Source organism: Gimesia aquarii, from assembly GCF_007748175.1.
In the GTDB taxonomy this organism is placed as follows: domain Bacteria; phylum Planctomycetota; class Planctomycetia; order Planctomycetales; family Planctomycetaceae; genus Gimesia; species Gimesia aquarii_A.
The window spans coordinates 4,457,204-4,481,106 of the sequence record NZ_CP037422.1; the positions used below are offsets into that span (position 1 = coordinate 4,457,204).

Genomic DNA, 23,903 nt, shown 5'->3' on the forward strand with positions numbered 1-23,903 from the left:
AGTGGCTCTGTTAAGAATCAAGATGCGTTTATCTGTCGCATTTAATCTTCACCATTCAGTTGACAGATGGCTCTCGTTCGATGTAATCATATATGGTGTTCCAAGTATCGAATACATGCTATCAGCCAGGCAGTGATATTTTTTAGAATTATAATTTGATAAGCAGAATAAAGAGAATCTCATGGAAAATAAAACACCGGAAGTCCAGCAGTTACCAGAACGTTTGGTGGCCTGCGTCTCACACCAGAGTAACTACATCGGTGATACGGAATTATTTAAACGTCTCTTTAACAAAGTTGGCAACTGGGCGGGCGCCAAAGGCCTGTTCTCGGCGGAAACCGTTTTCTTGTCGTCTTATGTCAATGATCCAGCCGATACGCCACTCGATGAACTCAAGTTAGATGTCTGCATCAGCATCCCCGAGGGAACCGACGTTGATGATGCGGAGATACAAGAGAAGCGGTTGCCCGGTGGTTCTTATGCTGTGATGCACGCCGAATTAACCGGTCCCCCAGAATATGAAACCGCGTGGAACCTGATTGTGGACTGGGTCAAGCAAAGTGACTATGAACGCGATGCGTCGCGTCCCTGCTATGAAATCTATCTCAACAATCCGGAAGAGCATCCCGAGAAACATCATATCGTGGAAATCTGTGTGAGTGTGAAACAGTAGACCCCAAAAGTGCACCAAATATTTGTCTCTGGTTCCAGTTGGTTACCAGTCACGCCATTCGTCGGCTAGATTTTCATGTGAGCCTAAGCCGCACGCATGCACGATGGCTTCGAATTCGTGGCAGATGTCTTCACGCTCGACGGTTTCAATGAATTCCAGTTTTTCGTCGAGTGCATTGAAGGCTTCGACGCAGTTCTGTAGTACATTGAGCCGCTCGGGTTCGCTTGCTGACTTACCAAGTTCGATCAACGCCTGAACTGTGTCGACCATAATTTTGCGTGAAGCTGTGATCGCTTTTTTCGGAGGATACGTCCAGTCTGCGAAAAACTTGTGTTTTGCGAGGTCTTTCAAATTTGCCTGTTTCAATTGTTCTTGGCGTTCCCGTTTCTCCTGTGCTGCTTGATCGGCTTGCGCCTGTTTCCTGGCAGCATCCTCTGCTATGACAGCCTCATGATCATGATCCCACTGCCACTGCATCAAGGGCTGTTGTATCTTTGAGAACCAGTCACTGTGTGAAGGACAATTCAGGGACGCTTCTTCGTCCGTTGGAGTAATGGTTCCGATTGGAATAAATGTGTCGGGGACGGGGTCACAGATCCAGGCAATTTTTTCCTCATCCCATGAGTGATGTGTCAGTTTAAGAATCGGTCTTAATTCCGGATTATCTACGGAAGGTACTTCAGACCCGATCCAGGCGGAGGACGCGACTAAGACTGCATCGATACTTTATCTTGGTCGAGTGATTCGATCAGCCAGCACGAGGCAGACAGAATAACGACCATCTTCAAGCGGAACCGCAAATGCATCTCCGGCGCTGGGAAGGATGACTTTCTTCTTACGTCCCACTGGTTTGCTCTCCTCATTTTGAACGTTTTATGTGGAGGAAAAAATCTCAGAAAGTTTTAAACCTACTGAGCGACAGGGTGCTAGGTAGTGTTTCTTAATTCTGATTGATCTTTGCAAACTAAAAAACATCAGCTACATCCTTGTTGTCAATAACAGCAACAAGGCTACAAGGAGGCAGCTGATGTCACGACATGATCTCACAAATACCGAGTGGAATGCAATACGAAACAGCCTTCCAAAAGAACGATCTGGAAAACCGGGGCGTCCCTGGGCAGATCATCGAAAAACGATCAATGGAATCATGTGGTTATTGAATGTGGGTGCTCCCTGGAGAGATATTCCTGAATGTTATGGCAAATGGCAGACGATTTACAAACGTTTCCGGTCCCAGTCAGGTTTCTGGCATCACCTTTGGAGTAAATTGCTCCAGACACTTCGACGTAATAAAATGATTGATCCTTCGATCTGGTGCGTCGACGGCAGTATCGTACGTGCTCATCACTCTGCGGTAGGAGGATCGAGTCAAACTTCGCGATGTGCAGTGAAAAACGGGCTCGGAAGATCACGCGGTGGTTATTCTTCCAAGTTACACATTGCCCGTGACGGTCAGGGAATCCCGCTGGGAATCAGAGTCACAGCAGGTCAGATCAATGAGCCTACAGAGTTCATTGATCTGATGGATTCGATTCCTCTGAAATTACAGCGCAAAGCCAATCGTTCTGAGTATTTGGCAGGTGATAAAGCGTATGTTGCCCGTTACATATTCGAATGGTTAGAATCGAAATCGATTGGAAATGTGATTCCGAATCGGAAGAATGAAAACAAGAATCCCAACTTTTGCAGAGAACGGTATCGTCAAAGGAATGTTGTGGAACGCCTGATTGGGCGTTTGAAACATTTCCGCAGAATCGCCACTCGCTATGACAAAACAGTAGAAAGTTACCTGTCGATGATTAAGATCGCATTCCTGAGAATCACCATCAAAGCTATTAAATAAACACTACCTAGCCGCCGGAGCCGGCTGAAATCTCTTTCTGATCTTTATACAGTTTTGGAGGATGTGCTGACCAGACGGCTAAAGCAGCGATGAGAGGCATAGCAGTGAAGAGACAGAGGACCGGATTATATGATCCAAAATAATCGATTGACATGGCAACTGGTAATGGGCCGAGTGCTGAAGCTAAAATCATCATCGACCAGGCAACACCGCGAACAGCACCTTGATTCATGCGACCATAGTAGTTAATCCAGACGACGGTAGCCGTACTACGGAAGATACTGCCAGTTGTTCCTAATAGCAAAGCGTAAATGACCACCATCCAGAGTGCAGGCATTGTTAATGCAATGAGATTTGCAAACGAGAGGCAAATCATCCCAAAAGACAGAATATAACGGCTGGGAATGCGATCAGTAACCCAACCCGCGGGAAACATTAATATCGTCGCACAGATTGCCTGAACCGACATCATTCCCAGAGCCCATTTTGCGGGAACGCCATGACTTCCTAACAACGCTATCTGATGGAAGATTAAACCAGTGCCTACAAGAGCGTGTGTGGTGATGACAGACAATAACTTCCAGAATGTGGGATCACGTAGAACTTGACGGACCGTCCATGATTCATCAGTTGAAGTAATCAAAGGTCCCTTTGTCTTCTTCACATTACCTTCTTCATCCACTTCAGGCTCTGGTTCGAGATGGGGGTCAATTCCATCAGGGTGCAGTCCCATGTCTTCCGGGCGGTTCCTGACAATGAAGATACCGGGTAAAATTAAGCAAATTGCGACCGCAGCAGAATGAAACATCCAACCTGTCTTCCAGCCATATTCAGTAATGAGCCAACTGTTAACAAAAGGGATTGTCATTACCGAGAACGCACTTCCAAATCCAGCTAGCGCTGTTGCGCGCCCACGCTTACGTTCAAACCACTCTCCCACCATCCAGACTGAAATGAGAGTGAGCGCTCCTTGACCCAGGCTGCGTACCAAACTAAAGCCAATATAAAGCCCGGTCAGAGTGTGTATCTGAGACATACAAAAGCAGGCGATCGCCAAGCCAGCCGCAACGGAAGGTAGTATGATTCGCGCGCCCCAGCGATCGAGCATACGACCCACAATTGGGAGCAGACAGGCGCTGACAATCGTGGCAACTCCATAGGCTAATGAATATTGCGTTTCCGTTAAACCCAGTGCGGTCCGCATCGGATCTTTAAAGACTGCAATGGAAAATGATTGTCCCGGAGCCGACAGAAATTGTGCCATCGCGGCAATGCCAATCATAGTCCAACCGGGAAAATATTTATGACCGGGTAAAGAGTTCCCTTCAGGATGTGGATTAAGTTTCGCATTGGCTAGCGAAGACTGCGAGTTCATTTTTTGGTGTTCTTCAAAGGTATCGTTGAGTAATCATCGTGGGAGCGTGACCGGTGGGGTGGAATCGACTATAGCAGAACTGGAAAGACAGGCGTAGCGTTCAGAGAGCAAGCATTAGGTAAATACTGTGATCTTCATAGATCAATTATTGAACCTGAACGATATATTCAATCAAATCAAGGGTTTTGGTATGAATATGAGACGATTAGATTCCCAGCCAATTGTTGAACAGAAAGTCAAGTCGACCACTCAATAAGGCGATTCGCCCCATGACTGTGTATGCAAAACTGGCCCCGAATGTGACCATTAAGAACCAGACACCCAGTCGCGAAATGTATTTGACGACACCTTCATGTTCAATTGAGAAAAAGAAGTAGACCATACAAGATGTGACACCTAAAATCACAATTGTATTACGTAAGGACTCGATCCAAAGAAAAGAACCTTTGGAATCGAAAACGATAAAGGGCATAATGGTATTTTGAATTTGTCCAATAAAGTCCGCTTCCAGATAGCTGATAAGACGGATACCAGCTGTGGCACCAATGAAAAAGGCTAAAGGCCATCTTGCAATCCAGCTTCCTTTAGGGGCAAGGCGCCAGAGAAGCAGAACACTTAATACAAGGGGAATCAGATAGAGTAGATCGCTTTGAACATCTTCAGAGATATCAGGTAAAAAACTCATACGAGCAAAACCAGGGAAGAGTTTTGCAAACAGGTTGGTCACAATTTCAGTCCAGAATGCAACGACCATAGCATAGGCGGCTGAGACGCCCACAAATACCGCTTCTGTAAATTTATAGAGTGGGTTATCACCATACAAGAAAGAGAAAATAGCCAGGGTGCAAAAAGCTGCCACCCACAAACCGAGAGTGCGTGAAAGGCTAAAACTCACACCAGGCTTCCCTTTTTCTTTTTCAGGGACTTGCTGATAAGTAGACCAACGGTAAGTTTGCTCGGGAGAGGTTTTGGATGAAGCTTTGGCTTCAACAGGAACTTCGCGAACGTAAACCTCGCCTTTGCCTCTATTAAACTGAATGAAAATCAGGCTCAAACCACCAAATACCATCAGCATAGTCCAAATTAGAGTCGACTGTTTCATTAAGATGTTCCCTGCTTTCTCTCCCAAAAATAGATCACATTACCTAATGCAATCAGGCAAATGAGCAGCACATGTGCAACCAACTGAGGGCCCATTCGTTTAAGACCTTCTTTAGCTGCCAGATTATCATTCAACTCGGGATAAGCATTGATAATGGCCTGCTCATATTCCGCTGCTCCTTTGATCGCGGCCAGCATTCCCGTCAGTTGTTGGGGAATATAAGGCAACATGATCGGTGCCTGGACTCCGGTACAACCGATGACAGTGGGAATATCAAATGGGGCTGACCCGTAAAGTACCCACTCCTTTGAGCCGGGATAGCCGGCACTGACGTTACATAACAAATCGACCTGTTGAATATTTTTCAGGTTTTTGGTGAGTGGAATGTCATTGAGATTGGTGCCTTGTACATCGGTGTCATACGATTTTTTCAGATCTTCTACGACCAGTTTAATCACTCCTTCATTCCCGGCGCGAAATCCCAGGTTCACATATTTGGTTCCATATTTTCCTTTGTATGTTTCGGGATAGTCGTTCTCCAGTAGTTCAGTGGAGCGTTGAATCATGGGGCCGCCTTGTGGCCAAAGTGTCATGAAATAGATATTGTGTTTTTTCAAAGCACAGTGTCGAGTAAATGCTGATGCCATCGGTTGCAGTTCCCCTTCACTGGCCGGATCATAATCCAAAGCCATGACCACATTGGAACCATCGGGCAGGTTTTCTACCGCATCGAAGACGGCCATGACTTGATCTGATGGTTCTTCAGGGAATGTCGTACCCATGATGAGTGGGACTGCGACGGCCAGGAACATCGCTAAAAAAATCCATCTACGGTCCAAAGTTTGTAGTGTTTCGAGCATCGATCATGCCTCCTGATCTGATCCAAGGTAAGAACGATCGACCCCAAGTAAGACTTTCAGAGATGTCGAAGCCACTCCTAACGCGATGCCAATCGTAATCGCTCGCATTCCAGGAGTTGTAAAGTCGTCCATGATGATTTGTGATAAATGTGGTAAATGAAAATCACTGTAAGTAATGCCGCTGGAACCGATGATGGGTTCATTTGGTAGCCAGCCGGTTAACCAAACGCCTGCGTAAGTGCGTCCGAGTAAAACAATCACTGCAATCGAAAGAAGAATGGTGGCTTCTGTATTTTTCGCACGAAATGCACGAAACGCAGCGGAAGAAATATAAAAGGCTAATAAAGCAAACATGGTTGCTGAGAGGGGATAAAAAATATATTCGAAGAGCCACCAAAAAGCACTTCCTTCCTCCTGAAATTCTCCAGACCAGGCAAATTCAGGGAATTTAACACTAGGATTGACTCCCACTTTTGCAAGGCCGACAAAGAGTGTAATGAAAAAGGCGATTAAGGTTACAGCGGCATATCCCCAGCCTGGTTGTTGAGCTGAAATCTTCTGTAATTGCATCTTGAGAAGATTTCCACCTCCTAGAATGAATGCAAAGGCAGCCAGAAGATTAAACCAGGCCATGGCGTCGTTTCCCCAGTCCACAAACTTGGGAATGAACGCGGTGCCGATCAACACAAATCCCGTCACTGCCGAGATAAACAAGGGGATGGTGCGTTTCATTATTTAAAACCTCCTTTACCGAGGATATTGTCTTTGAGGTATGTCTGGGCTGTTTGTAGAAATGTGGGTCTACTTTCAGCCTGAGTCTTTTCTTTCGGATCAAAAGCTGATTCAAAAGAAGATAAGGTCATAATGATGCACCCGGCCAGCAGCAATATGCCGCCAATGACTTTTCCAAAGTCCTGTCCTTTCAGACTACCCAACTGCTGAGGTTCTCCTGACAGATATGCTGAGGCTGCAAAAAATTCTTCGCCGATCAAAGTAAAATCACAGGCAGCTACAAAGAAGGGAAGTTGAGTGGGCATTGCTGTTCCAGCGACTTGGATGGCACCAACAGAGTTTCCCGTTTCAGCCAGAATCAAGGATTCAGCATAAAACGCACCCATATAAAAACAAGCTGCGGGTTTGTCTCGGACCATTTTCCCAGTCACACTCGCCACATAACCGAATTGTTCGTCTGTGATATAGTAGATGTCATCTTCGTTATATTCATCCGGTCGACCAGCAGCAAGATAGGCGGCTTCGACTGTATCACGTGCTGTCGTCATTACCAGCGAACGCGAGGTAGGAACTTCCAATGTTGCTCGGTAGTCGGCCGTTGTTTCGGCAACTTGTGCTAACACTGTAATTCCAGCAACAGTCTGGATATCATTAATATCTTGAATTCCAGGAACGAATAAGCAAGATCTTCCCATTTCGGTGGCTCGTCCGACGGCATCTGTGATGGCTTCCAGCCCGGCGATCTTTCGGACTTTCAATTTTTTTCCTTTGCGGGCCATTTCGATGAATAGAATCACCGAACCACAGATTAGAAAGACAAAGATCGCAAACCAGCTTCGCTGTAGATTAAACCATTGCAAGGTCGCAATCACTGGCTCCTTAAGATCAACGGGTACCGATTTTAAACCTTCCTGTCCGACGGCTTCTATTCGGTACATGTAGGGAACATCCACTTCACAGTTTGAATCTCGGAATGTGTTGACGCGGTAGGTAGGCTCGCCGATCACTTCATACTTAGCTTCTTTTGCATCAACTTCTTTACGATAGATCACATAACGTAATACCTTTCGCGGTTTTGTGTTCTCCTCATCATCTGGAGATAAGGTCCAGAACAGGTCGATAGCAGTTCCCGCGTCGCCGGGAACATCTACCGCCCTGAACTGAGTCGGAGGTGCCGGTGCTTCTGCAGCCAGAGTCATGCCTGATGTGAAAAACAAAACCAGAATCATCAATTGTTTGATTACCACATTTTTCCATAAATGCATGAATAACTATCCTTCGATGAGTTCCACATTGGCACGTGGAACAACCACTGTTTTTCCGGACTCAAGTATGACTTCGAGTACACGCGATTCAGAACCTGATTCCAGTGTTTGCAGTTCTGTAGGCAACTGACTTACAGAGCCGAGTAGACCAAAATAAGGATCGCGAATAATTCGAACGGGAACACCGATTTCTAAAATACCCATTTCAGTCTCGCTTTTCGTTTCGGAAGTGGTATCAGACTTTGTGTGTTCGGAAAGTGGAATGACAATTTCAGGTCTGAGAACACCAGCTCGAATTTGAGTTGTGCCGTTCACGGCGGCTTCTGCGCCCTCTCGTTCTTTAAACAGGCTAAACGTTCGTTCTGCCATGGCAATATCACCAAAGCCTTCCGTGATGATCAGCGTAGTGCCAATATTTTCCGATCCGGTGACCGCGACTCCCAAGTCATAGCCAAGGATTTCTTTTAGATCTTCATCATCCATTCCTCCAGAAATGATCGCTGCTACGCCGATTTCAATACCCCGCTTTACGGCCTCTCCGGTCATACGGGCACCACCAATTACGATCTTGCCTTGCATAGATTCATCGAGTAGATGTGCCTCTAAGTCCTGCTCTTTGTTTTGACAAGCAAACTTAATCAATCCATAAGCTTCTCCACCAATTCCTAGAATACCTTGCAGAAAAGTGACTTCTGACTCGATGACCACTCCTTGTTCCGGAATCACTTCTTTTACAGTACCCGCTTGATAAGCACGTACCTGAATCGGCAATGGTGCACCACGTAGAATAACTTGACCAGTGACATGTGAGATGGATTCAATGGTGCCAGAAGTCTTAGTGGTCATTTCTGCTTTAAAGAAGCCAAAAATTCCTTTACTCCGCGCCAGAATGTCTCCCTCTTGAACTTCGTCCCCTTCTAAAAAGAGCATGCAGTTTGGCACTTCAGATGGAGCGACTGAGATCTGATTGGCAACGTTAATCGGTGTGACATCGCCTGGCATAAAGGTTTGAGCAACGATTTGTTGAGAACTGACTTGATCGCCTACCTTGACAAGGACGTCTCCCGGAATGGGGAGGATACGGCGGCTGGAATGCAGCACGCGCTGACGAATTTGTAAGCCTGGAGAATATGCCTTTGCCATAATTGTCAATTCTTTAGAGTCGTGACTTGCTTACTTTGAATGATTATCAGGATATAGCTGTAATTCCTGTACCCAACTGGTTAACTGGGCCAGATGCTGTTTTTCTTCGGCTGGAACCATTAATGGTCTGCCACGTGCGTCAAGTATCAATCCGACTGTTCCGCCACGTGCTTCGAATTCCATTCGTTTTCCTGAACCAGCACCAAAATCATAACCTCGCTTTGGTTCGACTGTGATTGTTGCTCGTTCATCTTGAGCGAGAGGGAAGAGTTTCATCTCACCACACATCATTTCGCCAGATTGGTTGATTGTGTTTCCAGTAATCTGATACTTAAAACAGGTTTTTCCCGTGCGATAAAAACCGCGAGGTGCGATGCAGGTTCCCAGATAGATCAAACAGTCTCGTTCAAAGACCTGCAACGCGGCTTTGGGATGGACTTGTGCTAGAACTCCCAGATGAGGCATCATGAAAATACTGTCTTTGGCGAGTATAGTCATTCCTTCGGGTTCGAATGCATCAACCATCATCGCGGCAGTCTGATTCATATTGGGGGCGTGTGAGAGAACACCTCCTGAACCCACCAGCAAATCCAGTTTCATATTGTCCACAATCGACTGACCACTGGTATTCTGACTAAAAGTATCTCCTACCGTTCGTTGTTGCTGTACTCCCTTGAGTGTGGTTGCAAATTCTTTGTGCTGGATGTATGCCAATCGGAGGGCTTCGCGCGCCACGGCTTGTTCGAAGACCAGCGCTTCCCTGGTCTGGGGAATCGTTGTGGGGCGGATCATTTTGTTTTTGATATGATTCTGCAGTTCCCGTGGATTCATATCGAGATGTACCCAGCGTAAGATCATCGGTAAAGTGGCAGAGGCACAAACATTGGAGACAGAATAACTCATTCCCAGATTGGCACTCACGGTTCGGTTAAATGTGCCATCAAACACACTGAAGACATCAGTCGTTGCGCCACCAATGTCGACACCCAATGCATTGATTCCCTCTTGCTCAGCGATTGTCTGCAGAATATTGCCTACGGCTCCAGGTGTGGGCATGATGGGCGCATCCGCCCAGGAGATCAGTTTGTTATACCCGGGAGCGTGAGCCATGACATGTTCGAGAAACAGGTCATGAATGGCATCTCGTGCGGGAGCCAGATTTTCTTGTTCCAGTATGGGACGCACATTCGCAACGGTTGTCAACTTGACATCTTCATCAAAAGTCTCTTCGACAAATGAGATGACTTCCTGATTACCAGCGTAGATAATCGGCATCTTATAGGTACCACCAAATCGGGGCTGTGGTTTGGCGGGTGCAATCAATTCCGCCAATTGCACTACATGCTTTTGAGTCCCTCCATCGGTACCACCTGCCAATAAAATCATATCGGGACGCAATTCGCGAATGCGCTGGATCTGTTCGTGAGGCAGGCGTTTGTCGTTAGAACAGATCGTGTCCATCACAATCGCACCAGCACCCAGGGCCGCACGTTTGGCACTGGCGGCAGACATTTCTCGCACTACTCCGGCGACCATCATTTGTAGCCCGCCACCTGCACTGGATGTTGAAATATAAATATCACAACCAGTATCACCTTCTACAGGTCGAATGATTTCACCGTTTTCGTCAATAAGTTTTCGGCCTGCTAACTCACCCACTTCGGTTACAGCATTCACAACACCAACTGTCACGTCAGCGGCAGGTTCTTCTACGGTCGTTGGTGCTTCACCACGATACGTCTGACGGTATTCACCATTGATTTTCTCGATTAAAATGGCTTTCGTTGTTGTACTACCACAGTCCGTAGCCAAGATTACATTGATTTGATCGAGATCAAATTGTTTTGCTGTTGTGGAGTTCATATTATAACTCGCCATCCGTGTGAATATGAAAGCAGTTTATATGGTTGCTGAAGTACTCAGCAATTGTCAGGAATGATCCTCGCTCATTGTTTCTGAAATGATTGGGGACAATACTTCATTTACTGGAGCATTTTGTTTGTTTGCGTGAGACGTACTTAATGTTTCTAATCGTTGACACATCCAATCGATTGACCCTCGTTGTTCCAGAAATTCAGCGAACGTTTTTTGTGCCGTTCGATCAACTAAAATAGAGAGAAACGGAGCGAAGAAGTGAATGGCCTGAGAGCCTATATAATTTAAAGGGCGACAGGTTTCTAACGAGAGAATTGCCAGTGTGACCATATCTCTCCGAATGATTTCCTGACAGATCCGGTCAGCAATTTTTTGCTGTTCGTCTGATGGAGAAAAATCTTCTGGACGTTCAACGGCGAAGGCGTGCGCAAGCCACTGTTTGATCATTACCATCCTAGTAACACCTGTTGTGGGTTTAATTGACGCAAGTGATCTTTATAGCTCAAGTAAGTCTAGCAGTAGCACGCGCAGATTGAAATGATTCCCTTCCCGTTCAAGAAAAAAAGATTCTAAAAGAATCTGCCGCTATTTTATAAAGGCTAGACAAAAGGAATGCAGACTCAGGGATTGGTCTCACCCAAGTTTAAATAGTGCCTTGGCATTAGCGGTAGTGATTTCTGCCATCTCTTCAAGAGATTTATTATGGATTTCAGCCAGACAGGCGCAAGTATGTTTAACGAATGCAGGTTCATTGCGTTTTCCCCGCATGGGAACAGGCGCCAGATAAGGAGCATCGGTCTCAACTAATAAACGATCCAGGGGAATTTCGCGTGCCGTCTCACGCAGCTCCTCATTTTTCTTGAAGGTCAACATACCGGCAAAAGAGATATGTAGTCCCAGCTCGAGGCAAGCGATGGCTGTCTCAGGACTACCACAAAAAGAATGCATAATCCCTTTGAGAGGAGTCTCGTTGGTTTCTTGCTGCAATAATTGGACAATATCTTCTTCCGCTTCTCGACAATGAACGACAAAAGGCAGGTCTAGATTTTGGGAGAGTTGGATGTGTTTGCCGAAGTATTCACGCTGCAATTCGATGGGAGCATAGTCCCAGTAGCGATCTAAGCCGGTCTCTCCAATCCCAACAACTTTGTGGGCAGTGGAGAGCGTTTGAATTAATTCCCAATCACCGGTTTTCATTTGTGCGACATAGTTGGGTTGGATGCCGACGATTGCATAAACATTTGGAAAAGTTGCTGCGAGGTCAACGGCCCGCTGGCTACTTTCTGCTGTGGTTCCGATTGTTAAGATCGTTTCTACGCCCGAGTCAACTGCGTGTTGGATCGTTTCAGGACGGTCAGGATGAAAGGCTTCTTCATCAAGGTGGGCGTGAGTATCAAATAATTTCATCTGTAACGAGCGATTTCAATTTTGAGACGTTTTCAGTTTTTTTGGGGAGCGACTTTATTCACGTCAGTGGCAAAATGAATGGAATGAAAACCGGCAGCAAGACTCGTGTCGTAGGTACGAATCATTTCGCCTAAAGGAACATCCTCTTCGATATCCAGAATGACAGGAATCTCTGGAGCCAGTTCTGCCAGTGAGGTCAGAGTTTGTTTCAATTGATCGAACTGAGCATACTCTCGTTCATTTAATTCTACAATGGTTTGATTCCCTTCTCGTTTGAGTTTTAACCAGACTTCACCAAGTGGCTTTTCTTGAGGAACTGTTTCTGGAGACTCGATACTGCCCGTTGCGAGTTTTGTCGGTAAGAGAAATTCTCGAATCTGATTTGCCGAAGCACTGATAAAAAAGATCAACAGGAGAAACACAACGTCGATCATAGGCGTCATGGTCGCCTGGTCCTGTATGTCATGACGTGTTTTATGGTGGGAAGGTATTTTCATGATGAAACAAGCTTACTCGTTCAGTACGGCGAATTGAACATTGGAAATACCCGCACGGGCACAACCGATGAGTACGCGTTCCACAATGCGGTAAGGAATTCGATGGTCTCCGCGAATGCGAACTTCCGTTTCTTTTCGTTTCGTATCATCGATGGAAAGGAGTTTTGCGTCCAATTCTTCCGGTGAAATTTCTTTGCCGCGTACGTGTAGTTGTTCGTCTAATGTGATCGTGACGATAATCCTGCGCGGTGGTTCTTCTGGCTCTGTTTTGTTTTGTGAAGCAAGCGGTAGTTCGACTGCTTCGAGATTATCATTCTGAGTCAAATGGGTTGCTGCAAGAAAAAAGACGATTAGTAGAAAAACGATATCGATCAATGGAGTAATATTAAAGCGAATTCCAGGCTGGCGAGGACGAGTTGGAATTTTCACGTTTCCTGTCCTCCTGAAGGGGGAGAGGGACGAGTTACTTGTTGTTTGGCACGTTGTGCGAGTTCTTCTTCTGGACGTTTACGAAGTGGTTTTCCAGTTTGTTTTGTGGGTACGGCGATAGATCGTTTAAAATCAGCAAAGACATGTTCTGCAAGCAAAGAAGATTGAGCAACCAGCTCATCGATCCGATTTCGGAAAAAAGCAAAGCTGGCCAGTGCAGGGACGGTAACGCTCAAGCCAAAGAGAGTCGTAATTAATGCTTTCGAAATTCCAGGTGCCAGTTCCGCAACATCGGGGTTGGCTTGAGCAGAGAATTCGGAGAAAGCTAAAATCATACCCCAGACCGTTCCTAGGAGACCCAGCATCGGCGATAAAGTTCCAATGACTGACAGATATTCTATTTTGCGATTTAAACGAGCTGACTGCTGCATGGCGGCATCTTCCATTGCTTTCTCGACAGCTCCATAGCCCATTTGAACTTCTGCTAGTCCAGCCGAAAGTACATAAGATAAAAAGCTGGGGTTATCCTTACAGAGCGAATCGGCACTACGATATTGTTGCTGAGTGATGAGAGAGTGAACTTCTTCCGCCAGACCGGGAGGCATGAGGGTATTGCTGCGGATACTGATAATGTGTTCGACGATAAGCGCCACCATGGCCACACTCAAAACAGCAATAATAATTCCAATGGCACCCGCATCATCGACTAGCTGACGAAAATCAACTTTTGCGATACCTGAACCTGATGTATCAACCTCATCGGCTGCCAGGCAGAATGCTGGTGTGGCCAAAGTCACGCTAAAGATGACAAAACCAATCCTGATATATTTTAGAAGTGATTTACTGCGATCCATCTAATGTTTCTTTTCCAGAATTGTTTTATTCAAATCAGTTGGGTTGAGTTGGTGGTTTTTCATTGAAACTATCAGACTTCAATAACTGATCAATCATTTGCTGTGCGATTTGTTGCGAAGCGGAATGCGGGTAGCGAGCTACCGTTTCCTGATACAGCCGTAATGCATTTGCTGTTTGTCCCATAGCCACCAGTGAATCTGCTGCTTTCAAGTTAGCGAGTGCCGACAATTGAGGATTCGAATCGTAACCCAGAGGAATCCAGAGAAAGCAAGCTGATGCTTGTCCATGTCGTTCCAGCAAGGCATATCCAGTCCCTAGAAGAAAATAGGCTCCTGCTTTCAGGTGCTCCGGGATCTGACTCAGATTTCGTTCCCAGCGTTGGAGTTCCAGATGGCTCAAGTCGCCCGCTTTTAGGCGATTTCGCCAAAGCTGGGCACGTGCCAGTTGTTGTACGTTTACGTTTGTGCTGGTTGCCAATGACCTCAAAGCCGCTTCCGCCTGGGCCTCATAATCGCGGGCGGTAAGTAGAATGCTCGCACCCATTAGCTGTTTGACTTCGTCGTTGGAAGTCAACCAGTTCCGGGCAGCACTACGGGCGGGAGAAAGCGTTTCCTGAATCGTCCAGTCTAAAGGAATGAGATCGAAATGGCGAGAATTTGGTTCATTTTCGACCATCATTTGAAACCGAAGTGCTGCTTTCAAATAATCATCTTGGCTTAGTGCCGCCTTGATCATCAACGCCAGGATTTCTCGACGAACCCATGCTCGATTTTCAACATTCAGTGCTTCACCGAATGAACTGATCGCTTTTTCAAATTGTCCCGCCTGAAGGTGTTTTAATCCTTGTTGATGTTGATCGGTTTGAGGAGTATGAACTTTGACAACCTGAGAGCTCGGATATGTTCGCACAGATCCACTGGGAAGTAGTTTGACTTTGACTTCTGACTGTGTGAAATCCAGAATCGTACAAGGTAAGGTAGCATGGCCGACATGATGATCGGGACGAATTTCAATCTTGTCCTGTGCGGAAGCGGACATTGCCTTCAGCAAGAAAAAAAAGCAGATCATGATTGTCAGAGAAGAAGTACGCATTTTAGACTTTCAATATCGAAAGATTTCTATGACTCCGTAGCAGAAGGTGTGATGGGTTCAAGAGTTTTGGATTCGCTACTGTTTTCTTTTCCCGATTGGTCTTTCGTGAAAAACCAGGATGCCAGCATAAGCAGGGCTCCACCGGTAATCGCCATATCAGCCACATTAAAAATACCGGTTCGCAAAGGGCCAAAGCCGATATTTAAGAAATCAATCACAATTCCATTTAAAAACACGCGATCGATTAAATTCCCGATGCCGCCTGCCAGCAGAAGTGACAGGGCAATGAATTGAACCAAGGGCATCTGCCATCGGAAAATGAGCATGCCTGTCACGATGATTAAAAACGCTGCGTTGGCAATCACTAACATGAAGAACCGGACTGGTTTTGAAAGACCGCTTCCGACGCTGAGAAAGGCGCCAGTATTTTCTGCATATTCCATGCGCAGAGTATTATTGAAGTAGGTGATGGGCGGTTCATATTTGAGCTTTTCAACAGCGATCTTTTTTGTGACCTGATCACAGCCGACGCAAAACAGCAAACAGGCTAATAACAGAGTATACCGAGTCACTTTGGATACCGTTGAAGACATTAATGAATTGCTTTCTGCGATTGTTAAATTTAGTTCTGGAATCAAGTTTGAATAATCAATGAACAGTTTAACGATTCCTGAGAAACTTACGAACGTTGTAGTAGCGGTAGCTACCTTTATTTTGTCGTGCCAGCTTTTCGAGTGAATTTCCTTCCATGACTGGGAAGCCTTCTCCAAATTCAATACAGTGGATCTTTGCCTTCCCCCTGTTTAGCCTGCGAATTTCATTGAGGTCTGCACTCGATAACTGAGGATGCTTGGCATCAGTTAAGAAGAATATGACATCCGGTTGAAAATTTAAAGCTCTCTTAAGAGCTGGGATATGATCGGTTCCTCCATCTGGTTCGACACTCTGAATAAACTGACGGGCCAGGGTACGATTGATATCAGTGGCATATAGCAGCTCTGCTGATTTTCCTCGATGCTGCATTGCTCTGGTGGTTGTATTGTAGAAAATAATCTGAAACTGCTGATGATGGGTCAGGCCTGACAGACTGGAGATGAGTTCTGAACGAGCTTTTCGAATCGGAGCCCCCTGCGGTGCTGCCATACTGCCTGAGCAATCGAGAACAAATACAAATCGTTTTCCTGAATCAACGGCATCAAAAAAATTCACATTACCCATACCCATCACTGGTGGAGCGAGGGCAGAACTGGGAGACATCAAATTTGACGTTAAATCTGAATTGGGTGAGTTTGGAACTGCGGGAGCCCGCGTTGGTCCGGCCCCGAGAAGTTTTGAGTTCAGTTCAGGTAGTAAAGGATCGACAGGGGGCTGGTCAAGAACGTCTTTGAGTGGCTCTTGAGTTTGGGAAGCTAAATTGTTTTGCGTTTCTTCTTGAGTTTCTTGCTCAGTTTCATCGGTTTTTTCTGCGTCCGGAGATTGTTTGACATAAATACCTACGCTGCGTAGTTCCCCGTCAGTTCCTCCTGTTTGACCACTATCACAACGATTCAAACTGGAAATGAGAATGAATAAAAGAAGTGAGTGGATAGCAAGAGAGGCAGCCCAACTCGGAACCACCAGCAGAGGGGAATTTCTCTGCCATTGTGGCGTTTGGTGATCAAGTTCTGTCAATGCTGCCGGCATCTGTATAAAGGTCCGTTTATTTAACTTCAGTTGAGGAAAAAGAGATGTTCTAAGAGAAGCGTTTCTTCTTAAATCCTTAAATTATAAAAGATTAAGTAACTTGTTTTAGTGATCTTATAATGGCCATTCTCCTTCAACAGGGAGATGGCACCATTACCATTTTACCCAGATTCAGACTTGTTCTCTTATTCTTTTACGTATTTATTGGGTTAATTGTTTAAGATATTGATGTGTTGTATCCACCGGAAAGACACCATCAGGTGGCTCATATGCAAATTCCGTTGCACTAATGGGGGCATTTAAACTCACTTTCGTAAAGCTAAGTGATACCATGTTTTCTATCGTATCCTCTTTCTTTTTGAGGTACACGATTCGGCGTGGAAAAAGCGTTTCAGGATCCAAGTATATTTTCACAGCATCTGGTACATAAGCTGGGAGCTCAACTGGGGACTGAGGATTTCCCCCTTTCAACTGAGCAAGGAACTCGTTTTTCCAAGTACCATTGATGACGGTTAATGTTTTACCGTTGACTGTTTTTTCAGCCACACTATCAAATTTCATAGTCTTTTCGATAGAAGCCAGTAGACCAGGGAGTCCACCCAGACCCAATTCTGCTACTAACCTGTTAGGACGAGATTTGGGGTTCAATTCAGCTTGTTTTAAAATTGCCTGCACATCACGACGAGTGACTCGTGCGTTCCCTTTTATATTGTGTTCTGTCCAAAGTACCTGTCCATCGCAAATTTCCAGTAAAGTTCCGATGGGTTTCCCATCTTTTTTCTGACTTTGAACCTGGAATTCGAGTCGTAGTTTCAAATCTTTGCCTTGAAGATAGCTGCCTTTGATCACAAATGGCTTCGGACCAATTGAGACTTTTTCAGTGATCTGTGCCCTGATTGAGCTATAGGCCAATAATTTTTCACGCGACTTATTCAGTAATCCGATTGCCAGGGTCGGATTTTTTTTCAAATTATTTTCCGGTCCATCAGGCTCGTTTTGAACGCTTTTTTTATCAGGCTCTTGTTCTGCGCGAGCTAGAAAACGTTCAGATTTGTTGGATGTATCTTTACTAACTGTATTATCTTGCGACGAATCGGCCCAAGACGAAAAAGAAAAATACTCAGTAAAACCTGCGATGCACAGGAGACAGGCAATGAAAGTTAAAATGCGTAACATGTTCTAATTGTTCGGAAAAAAACGAATTTACCAAAGATTCAGACCACAATGATCCGAAAACAGATGTATGAGGCCACCAAATTGCCTCTTGTTGGCTGGTGTGTATCAGTCAACAGACCGTGTAGCTCAGAGTATGTCTGTTAAATATGGTGTTAACTGTATTTTAACGATATTTCGGGCATTGGGTCGACCTGAAAACTGAGTCTTTTTTGAACCGAACGTCGACAGTTCCAAATTCCCATGGATCGACGCATTCGTTTGCGATGAACGGTTCTTCACTTAGCAAGTCGCATAATTCGTCGAGGGGTATCCGAACAAGGGGTCATGATGAAGTACTACTTCCTGGCTTTAGGCACATTGGTTGTTGTTTGCGTGGGCTGTGCAGCCGACGGGCAACAGATTATGAATTCAAAAAATGAGTATGTTGCGCCACCGGCTGCAATGATGCAGCGACCGGGGCCAATGGTGGATGGGCCTGGACCTGGCGTTCTACAAATGCTGGCTCCACCTCCTGCGAGTGCATTTGCCGCTCGTACGTCACAAATCCGTTTCGTGGGACCGGCAGGTATGAAAGTTGGTTGGCAGGTCGCTGAAGGCTATGCCGAAAACCAGCTTACAGCACCCGGACGTTACAATTTTACTCAGGGAGCTACCTACCGGTTAAAATTGTCACACATTCCTGGCCGATCGATTCCGGCATTGTATCCTTCGTTGCAGGTGTATCCATCACATCCTACAACAGATGCTTATCTATCTCATAACAGTATCCCTCTGGAAATTACACCAGAAGATCTGGATCAGGTAGAAAGCAATAACTTTGTGACCAAAGTGATCTATCTTCCTGAAGAAAAGTTTCAGGAACTGGCGATTGCAGGTGTAGAAACTTTGGTTTCAACACGCCTGGATCCTGGTGTTGATCCCGTCCGAGAAGCAAGTCGTCGAGGTACGATTATGGCTGTCCTTCGTATGGGTAACATGGATCTGGAAATGCCTGCAGGTAATAATGAAAAGGTCTCTCAGGTCTCTTATGATGGAGATGCAGGAGCACACATGCCTCCGATGCCAATCCCCGGAGATACAATTGGAGTTGCTAACAGCATTCCCGCACCCACCATGGTAGCTGGCATGGGAGCACCCGGACAACCTGCTTACAATCCCATTTCTGGTATGGGCCCCACTCCTGTCTGGGGTATGCCCAGGACGGGAACACCAATCGGACTACCTGGCCCTGCACATATTCCACTGGGTGGACCAGCCAGTTTGAAGTCTCACACCATTCGAAATGTATCGAAAACAAAATTACCTAAACCTGTGGATCATTTCCTGGTGGACGTCAAACAGAATCCTCCACCAAGTCTGCCGAAACCAGTCAAGTATGTTCAATACTCGGAAAGCCATCCGGTTCATTCTCCTGGACAAGTTTCTTATCCAAGAACCATGGCACCAGGACCAGGTTATTAAAAGACTCAGGACCCATGCGGCACTTCCTGATTTTTTTCAGGGAGTGCCGTCCCTTGTCTTTTTCCTCCTTCTCATTTCTCTCCACTCTTGTCTTACCTCGCCGGCTAAATCATCTTTTGTCATCCTTCAGGACATTTGATTGTAGAATTTCTTAGTCATGACTACTTTAAAACGACAAAAACGATCACGATTATTAACGGTTCTGTTAATGGCCATGATCGTTTTTGCCATTAAGCTACCTTCCGCCTGGTCTCAACAGGTGAGAGGAGGCAGGCAATACAATGCTGGAAATCAATTTTATCATCCTTTGAATCAGAACACTCCTACTGGGGTTGCGAGTCAATGGGCTGCTTTGTCAGGACAGGTTCAGCCTGGTTATATTCAACCAATGAAAGTGACTCTGCCTACAAAAGGAACAGTTACTTTCTATCCCAATGGACCGAAGCAGACGATTCAGAAAGCCTCTCCTGCTTCCATTGGTTTTGCAGTCGGCTATGTTTATCGACTGAAAATCAGCGATATGCCCGAATTTCCAGGTGTTGAGCTTTATCCGACGATTGAATTAATCGACCGCTTACATCCTCCTGCCGGTTTAGCAGAGCAATATCCTGTTCCCGTTAGTATCACTCAGGAAGATATCGCGCTCGTACTTTCTAACAGAATGGTAACGAAGGTCGTTTATCTTGAACGCCCTCAGACAGCCGTACCGAAACAGTATGAAAAACAGCCAACAGATTCGATTTCAGCTCAGAAAAATTTGATTGCTGAAGCGGATTTGCTGGGACGTCCCATGTTGATTATGCGCATCGGGGGCCGCTTACCACTCAGCCACGGAGAGGATCCCGCTTTTTTTGGTAGTGGTGCTCCTGTCGTTGAATTAAAGAGTCAAAACAGTCAAAAATAAGTTGTAATTCATCTCAGTCGAATGAAGGAAATTCTGTGTTAAAATTATCGAACCGAATGGAAAGAAGAGCATCACAAACGCTGCGTTTGTGCTCAGCGGTTGCGATGATGGTGTTGGTGACTGCTAGTCATGGATGTTCCAGTATTTCACCTTTCCGAGTTTCCATGCCTTGGGAAAAACAAATTCCTGAGCAGATTGAAGAAAAAACACCAGCTGTTCAACACGCCGACTTTGATACAAAAGTAGGAGCAATTCGTCTTTCAGCTCCTGCACAGAATGCTTCCGTCCCCCCTCCAGTTCAACAGGTGGCCCATCATCAGCCTGCCACTGCTTTAGCGCAAGCACGGCCTCCCTACTGTGAATTTTCCCCTGCAGAGCAGAGAGATTTTGCACTCCCTGCTGGTAGTGATCCTGCAGTTGTTGAGATGTACCCGGATGAATATCTGTTTGATGGAGGAGATCGGCAAAAACCGGTTCATTATGATGAATTTAGTCGTCTCGGGTTAGATACTGAAGACACCATTGTGGAATACCAAACTCACAAAGGTAAACAAGAAGTCAAAAAATCAAATCGGGTTGCCGTTTATGCACCTCGGTTTGCTGCCATTCGTACTGCCAGTTCACCATTGTCCGGGACTTCGGTTGATGCATTGGCAACAACAGAAGACACAGTTCATGGTGTTGGTTTAGAGGCACGAACGGTTATTACACAACACAAACAGCGGGAGCAGCTGGAGGGAATTCGTATGCGTTCTCGTGCCAGTGGTGTTGAAACTGAACGTCAACAGGGTTCAGTGGGGCAAACTGCCTACATCAGTGGTCATACTAAGTTGAGTAATTTGTTCCAGGATACAGGTACAGAGACCGGTGGACAATTTCGACAGTCTGATGAAGCACGGATTGCTTATCAGATACAGGCAGCTGCAATTTGGTCTCGCACACAGTTTCCGGTTATCGCGATTCGGGAACGATCGGCTCACCAGTCCAAAAGTGCTGTTAAACCAGAAGAATACATTGGTATTGAAGACAAGCGGAAAACTGAAGGTAACCTGCGTCTGATCAAAATGGCAGATAAGAAAAATGCTGAGTCTGGTGATGTGATTACCTTCACGATCAAATACGAAAATATAGGTGATTTCGATGTAGAAGGAATCAAGATCATCGATAACTTAACACCACGGTTGGAATATATTCAGGATAGTGCCACTTCAGACCGAAAAGGACGTTTGGTTGTTGAAGATAATTTGGAAGGCAGTTTAATTCTCACATTTGAAGTAGATGAGCCTGTTGAAGGTCATCAAGGAGGTGTGGTCACCTTCCAGACACGTGTTCGGTAAGCTCACAAAAAATAGTAAGAAGTAGTTGTTAAACTTACGATTTGACGAAGTCCTTTAGAAAACACTTTGTGGATTCCCGCGAATCCAAGCCCACTATGCAGCTTTGCATAGCGGGCTTATTTTTTAATAGGCTTTTATTAAAAAGACGATTCAGAAGTTTTTGGATTGCATTGTTCTAATGCGAACGTTGTTTTTGATCCATAAGGAGTACCTGAATTGATTAAAGAAATGGCAGGTGCTTTTTAAAAAGCACTGACTCAGATAACTCTGTTTCAAATTTCAACAGTTTGAGGTATTTTACTGCAGTGTTTTATGCAGACGTGACTCAAGAATGGTTCATGAGTCTTAACTTGATAAACCTTAAAGTACCGATTTCTAATTGATTTAGAGATGAAACCTTTGATTTATAATGCAGGATTAAGAATATTTTGTATAGATGTCGTCATTGGCACACAAATTGCCGATAAATCAAATCATGACGCGAAGTATACTTGTAAATATTATCGAATTTTTGTTTTTCATTTTCTTAGCTTCGCCTCATTTTTCTTTAAATGAAGGGGTTTGACTTATGACAGTTCAACAGGGGGGGATCCTCCAAGTTTATCACGTAGGACCACTTTGTGTCGCAGGTTTTGGTGGTAGAGACATTCTTGATACTTTCAGTGTGAAGGATATTCGAGATGAGTTGTTGGAATTAGTAAGAGATCATGATTGCGAAACTCTGGCTCTTGATTTGACAGGTGTCAAACTCATTCCCAGCGGTATGCTCGGGTTACTAGCTTCCATGAGAGACCTCGATATCGAGATTCATCTCTATAATCCTTCTGATGATATTCGGGACGTGTTGGAAATCACGAAGCTGAACCAATTCATGCAACTGCATGATGTAGAGATCCCCTATTAACGATTAACAAAAGTCCAAAATACAGCGAAGGCTGATTCATGTCAGCTTTCGCTTTTTTTATACCCAGACTTTCTATTTACTTTCCAAATTCTGATGGAGTGATTAATCTGAAGGCTGCTTCCTATGTCTAAAATGTACTTTAAAAATTACTGCGGGAACGAATGCCTCAAATAAATCCTGAACGCTGGCACGCTGTTGAGAAACTGATCGATCATTTTTGTAATACGAACCAGGTACCTGCGATTGCTTTACAAGTCAATGTGAAAGAGACATCACGACTTTATTCTAGAGGGCGACAACGACTCAACGACAACGGAGACACGCTTCGTGAAGACGCCATTTTTTTAATCGCTTCAATTACAAAGCCAATTGTCGTACTGGGGGTACTCAAATTACTGGAGGAAGGTGAATTACTGCTGGGAGACCGGGTGAAGCAATTCATACCTGAGTTCGGTTGTGCGGGAAAGCATGGAATCACGATTCGACATCTGATGACCCATACCTCGGGGTTGCCTGACATGTTACCCAATAACCGCGAGCTTCGCTCAGCGAACGCCCCACTTTCAGAATTTGTAAAACAAATTTGCCAGCTTTCTCCCGATGAACCACCGGGAAGAATTGTGCAATATCAAAGTACAGGAATTGCTATTCTCAGTGAGGTCATCCAACGTATCACTGGCCTTTCGTGTGCTGAATATCTGAATCAGGTGTTATTTCAACCTATGGGAATGAAGGACACTTCGCTTGGGGTTCCAGAAGAGTGGTATGAAGGAGATCAACCGAAAGTCGAGCGGATTGTTGAGATCCGAATCCCTGACGAACTGGATATTGAACCAGATTGGGATTGGAACAGTCCCTACTGGAGAGGGTTTGGCGCACCCTGGGGAGGGCTTTTAACGACTATTTCTGACCTGGGAAAGCTTGTTGAGATGCTTAAAAATCGCGGTGTTTTTCAACAAAAGCGGCTCTTTTCCCATCGTACCATTTTGAAAGCAACTAAAGATCAACTAGCGACAATTTCCGGACTATCGGCGACTGAAAAAGAGGGCAAAGGCTGGGGGCTTGGATGGCAAATGGTGTCGAATACAAAGAGTGATTATTATGGAGACTTACTCTCCACTTCCACTTACGGACATGGTGGTGCCACAGGTACGCTTTTATGGATTGATCCAGAATTAGAAACTTCTGCCATAATTCTGACCACACAACCCCAAGAGCCACATGGTCGATTTCTGGCTCGAATTACAAATGCGATCGTCTCTGCCATTGAAGGTTGAGATGTATTCTTTT

25 protein-coding genes are annotated in these 23,903 nt (G+C 45.4%); 7 read left to right on the forward strand and 18 right to left on the reverse strand.

Annotated elements, in window-relative coordinates:
* Positions 1-181 precede the first annotated feature (181 nt).
* Positions 182-673 carry a GyrI-like domain-containing protein gene (locus V202x_RS16935; protein WP_145177472.1) on the forward strand — a complete coding sequence of 164 codons (492 nt, stop codon included), beginning with the start codon at positions 182-184 and terminating at the stop codon, positions 671-673.
* 42 nt (positions 674-715) lie between these two features.
* Here the strand turns inward: V202x_RS16935 and V202x_RS16940 are convergent, their stop codons facing one another.
* Positions 716-1,150: a DUF5713 family protein gene (locus V202x_RS16940; RefSeq protein ID WP_145177475.1), complete on the reverse strand. Its 435-nt coding sequence runs from the start codon at positions 1,148-1,150 to the stop codon at positions 716-718.
* Between the two features lie 249 nt (positions 1,151-1,399).
* On the reverse strand, positions 1,400-1,519 hold the full coding sequence (locus V202x_RS27850; RefSeq protein WP_232098535.1) for an immunity 26/phosphotriesterase HocA family protein: 120 nt from the start codon (positions 1,517-1,519) through the stop codon (positions 1,400-1,402).
* 181 nt (positions 1,520-1,700) lie between these two features.
* On the opposite strand from V202x_RS27850, the gene V202x_RS16945 reads away from it, so the two are divergent.
* Entirely contained in the window at positions 1,701-2,516 is an 816-nt protein-coding gene (locus V202x_RS16945) for an IS5 family transposase (RefSeq protein ID WP_145177478.1), read from the forward strand.
* A gap of 7 nt (positions 2,517-2,523) precedes the next feature.
* Here the strand turns inward: V202x_RS16945 and V202x_RS16950 are convergent, their stop codons facing one another.
* The 16 genes from V202x_RS16950 to V202x_RS17025 all read right to left on the reverse strand — a co-directional run bounded on the left by V202x_RS16950 (position 2,524) and on the right by V202x_RS17025 (position 18,007).
* Entirely contained in the window at positions 2,524-3,891 is a 1,368-nt protein-coding gene (locus V202x_RS16950) for an MFS transporter (RefSeq protein ID WP_145177481.1), read from the reverse strand.
* Between the two features lie 205 nt (positions 3,892-4,096).
* Positions 4,097-4,993 (reverse strand): hypothetical protein, encoded by an 897-nt coding sequence (locus tag V202x_RS16955; protein ID WP_197992933.1) that lies wholly within the window; start codon positions 4,991-4,993, stop codon positions 4,097-4,099.
* Positions 4,993-5,853 (reverse strand): hypothetical protein, encoded by an 861-nt coding sequence (locus V202x_RS16960; RefSeq protein ID WP_144984897.1) that lies wholly within the window; start codon positions 5,851-5,853, stop codon positions 4,993-4,995. The genes V202x_RS16955 and V202x_RS16960 overlap by 1 nt, the downstream gene beginning before the upstream one ends.
* A 3-nt stretch (positions 5,854-5,856) precedes the next feature.
* Entirely contained in the window at positions 5,857-6,585 is a 729-nt protein-coding gene (locus V202x_RS16965) for a hypothetical protein (RefSeq protein ID WP_145177484.1), read from the reverse strand.
* A complete protein-coding gene (locus V202x_RS16970; RefSeq protein ID WP_145177486.1) occupies positions 6,585-7,850 on the reverse strand; it encodes a DUF6754 domain-containing protein in 1,266 nt (421 codons plus the stop codon). Before V202x_RS16970 ends, V202x_RS16965 begins: the two co-directional genes overlap by 1 nt.
* 6 nt (positions 7,851-7,856) lie before the next feature.
* A complete protein-coding gene (locus V202x_RS16975) occupies positions 7,857-8,993 on the reverse strand; it encodes a hypothetical protein (protein WP_145177489.1) in 1,137 nt (378 codons plus the stop codon).
* 30 nt (positions 8,994-9,023) lie between these two features.
* Complete coding sequence (locus V202x_RS16980) at positions 9,024-10,856, reverse strand: glutamate mutase L (protein WP_145177492.1); 1,833 nt, start codon at positions 10,854-10,856, stop codon at positions 9,024-9,026.
* A 66-nt stretch (positions 10,857-10,922) separates the two neighbouring features.
* Entirely contained in the window at positions 10,923-11,321 is a 399-nt protein-coding gene (locus V202x_RS16985; protein WP_145177495.1) for a hypothetical protein, read from the reverse strand.
* Positions 11,322-11,501: 180 nt separating this feature from the next.
* Positions 11,502-12,275, reverse strand: coding sequence for a TatD family hydrolase (locus tag V202x_RS16990; RefSeq protein WP_145177498.1), 774 nt, complete (start codon positions 12,273-12,275; stop codon positions 11,502-11,504).
* A gap of 32 nt (positions 12,276-12,307) precedes the next feature.
* On the reverse strand, positions 12,308-12,772 hold the full coding sequence (locus tag V202x_RS16995; RefSeq protein WP_145177501.1) for an ExbD/TolR family protein: 465 nt from the start codon (positions 12,770-12,772) through the stop codon (positions 12,308-12,310).
* Between the two features lie 12 nt (positions 12,773-12,784).
* On the reverse strand, positions 12,785-13,201 hold the full coding sequence (locus V202x_RS17000; protein WP_144984920.1) for an ExbD/TolR family protein: 417 nt from the start codon (positions 13,199-13,201) through the stop codon (positions 12,785-12,787).
* On the reverse strand, positions 13,198-14,055 hold the full coding sequence (locus tag V202x_RS17005) for a MotA/TolQ/ExbB proton channel family protein (RefSeq protein ID WP_145177504.1): 858 nt from the start codon (positions 14,053-14,055) through the stop codon (positions 13,198-13,200). The genes V202x_RS17000 and V202x_RS17005 overlap by 4 nt, the downstream gene beginning before the upstream one ends.
* Before the next feature lie 34 nt (positions 14,056-14,089).
* Complete coding sequence (locus V202x_RS17010) at positions 14,090-15,148, reverse strand: tetratricopeptide repeat protein (protein WP_145177507.1); 1,059 nt, start codon at positions 15,146-15,148, stop codon at positions 14,090-14,092.
* 26 nt (positions 15,149-15,174) lie between these two features.
* A complete protein-coding gene (gene lspA / locus V202x_RS17015; RefSeq protein WP_145177510.1) occupies positions 15,175-15,741 on the reverse strand; it encodes a signal peptidase II in 567 nt (188 codons plus the stop codon).
* Positions 15,742-15,808: 67 nt separating this feature from the next.
* Positions 15,809-16,831: a hypothetical protein gene (locus V202x_RS17020; protein WP_145177513.1), complete on the reverse strand. Its 1,023-nt coding sequence runs from the start codon at positions 16,829-16,831 to the stop codon at positions 15,809-15,811.
* 201 nt (positions 16,832-17,032) lie between these two features.
* The gene (locus V202x_RS17025; RefSeq protein WP_145177516.1) at positions 17,033-18,007 is read right to left on the reverse strand and encodes a LolA family protein; all 975 of its coding nucleotides are present in this window, start codon (positions 18,005-18,007) and stop codon (positions 17,033-17,035) included.
* Positions 18,008-18,331: 324 nt separating this feature from the next.
* Between V202x_RS17025 and V202x_RS17030 the strand changes: the two genes are divergently transcribed.
* The 5 genes from V202x_RS17030 (at position 18,332) to V202x_RS17050 (ending at position 23,890) form a co-directional block, all read left to right on the forward strand.
* Positions 18,332-19,468 (forward strand): hypothetical protein, encoded by a 1,137-nt coding sequence (locus V202x_RS17030; RefSeq protein WP_232098536.1) that lies wholly within the window; start codon positions 18,332-18,334, stop codon positions 19,466-19,468.
* A 157-nt stretch (positions 19,469-19,625) separates the two neighbouring features.
* The gene (locus V202x_RS17035) at positions 19,626-20,372 is read left to right on the forward strand and encodes a hypothetical protein (protein WP_145177519.1); all 747 of its coding nucleotides are present in this window, start codon (positions 19,626-19,628) and stop codon (positions 20,370-20,372) included.
* 35 nt (positions 20,373-20,407) lie between these two features.
* On the forward strand, positions 20,408-21,709 hold the full coding sequence (locus tag V202x_RS17040; protein ID WP_145177522.1) for a DUF11 domain-containing protein: 1,302 nt from the start codon (positions 20,408-20,410) through the stop codon (positions 21,707-21,709).
* Between the two features lie 568 nt (positions 21,710-22,277).
* Positions 22,278-22,613, forward strand: a complete 336-nt coding sequence (locus V202x_RS17045; protein ID WP_144984944.1) for an STAS domain-containing protein — start codon at positions 22,278-22,280, stop codon at positions 22,611-22,613.
* A gap of 161 nt (positions 22,614-22,774) precedes the next feature.
* Positions 22,775-23,890: a serine hydrolase domain-containing protein gene (locus V202x_RS17050; protein WP_145177525.1), complete on the forward strand. Its 1,116-nt coding sequence runs from the start codon at positions 22,775-22,777 to the stop codon at positions 23,888-23,890.
* Positions 23,891-23,903: the final 13 nt, after the last annotated feature.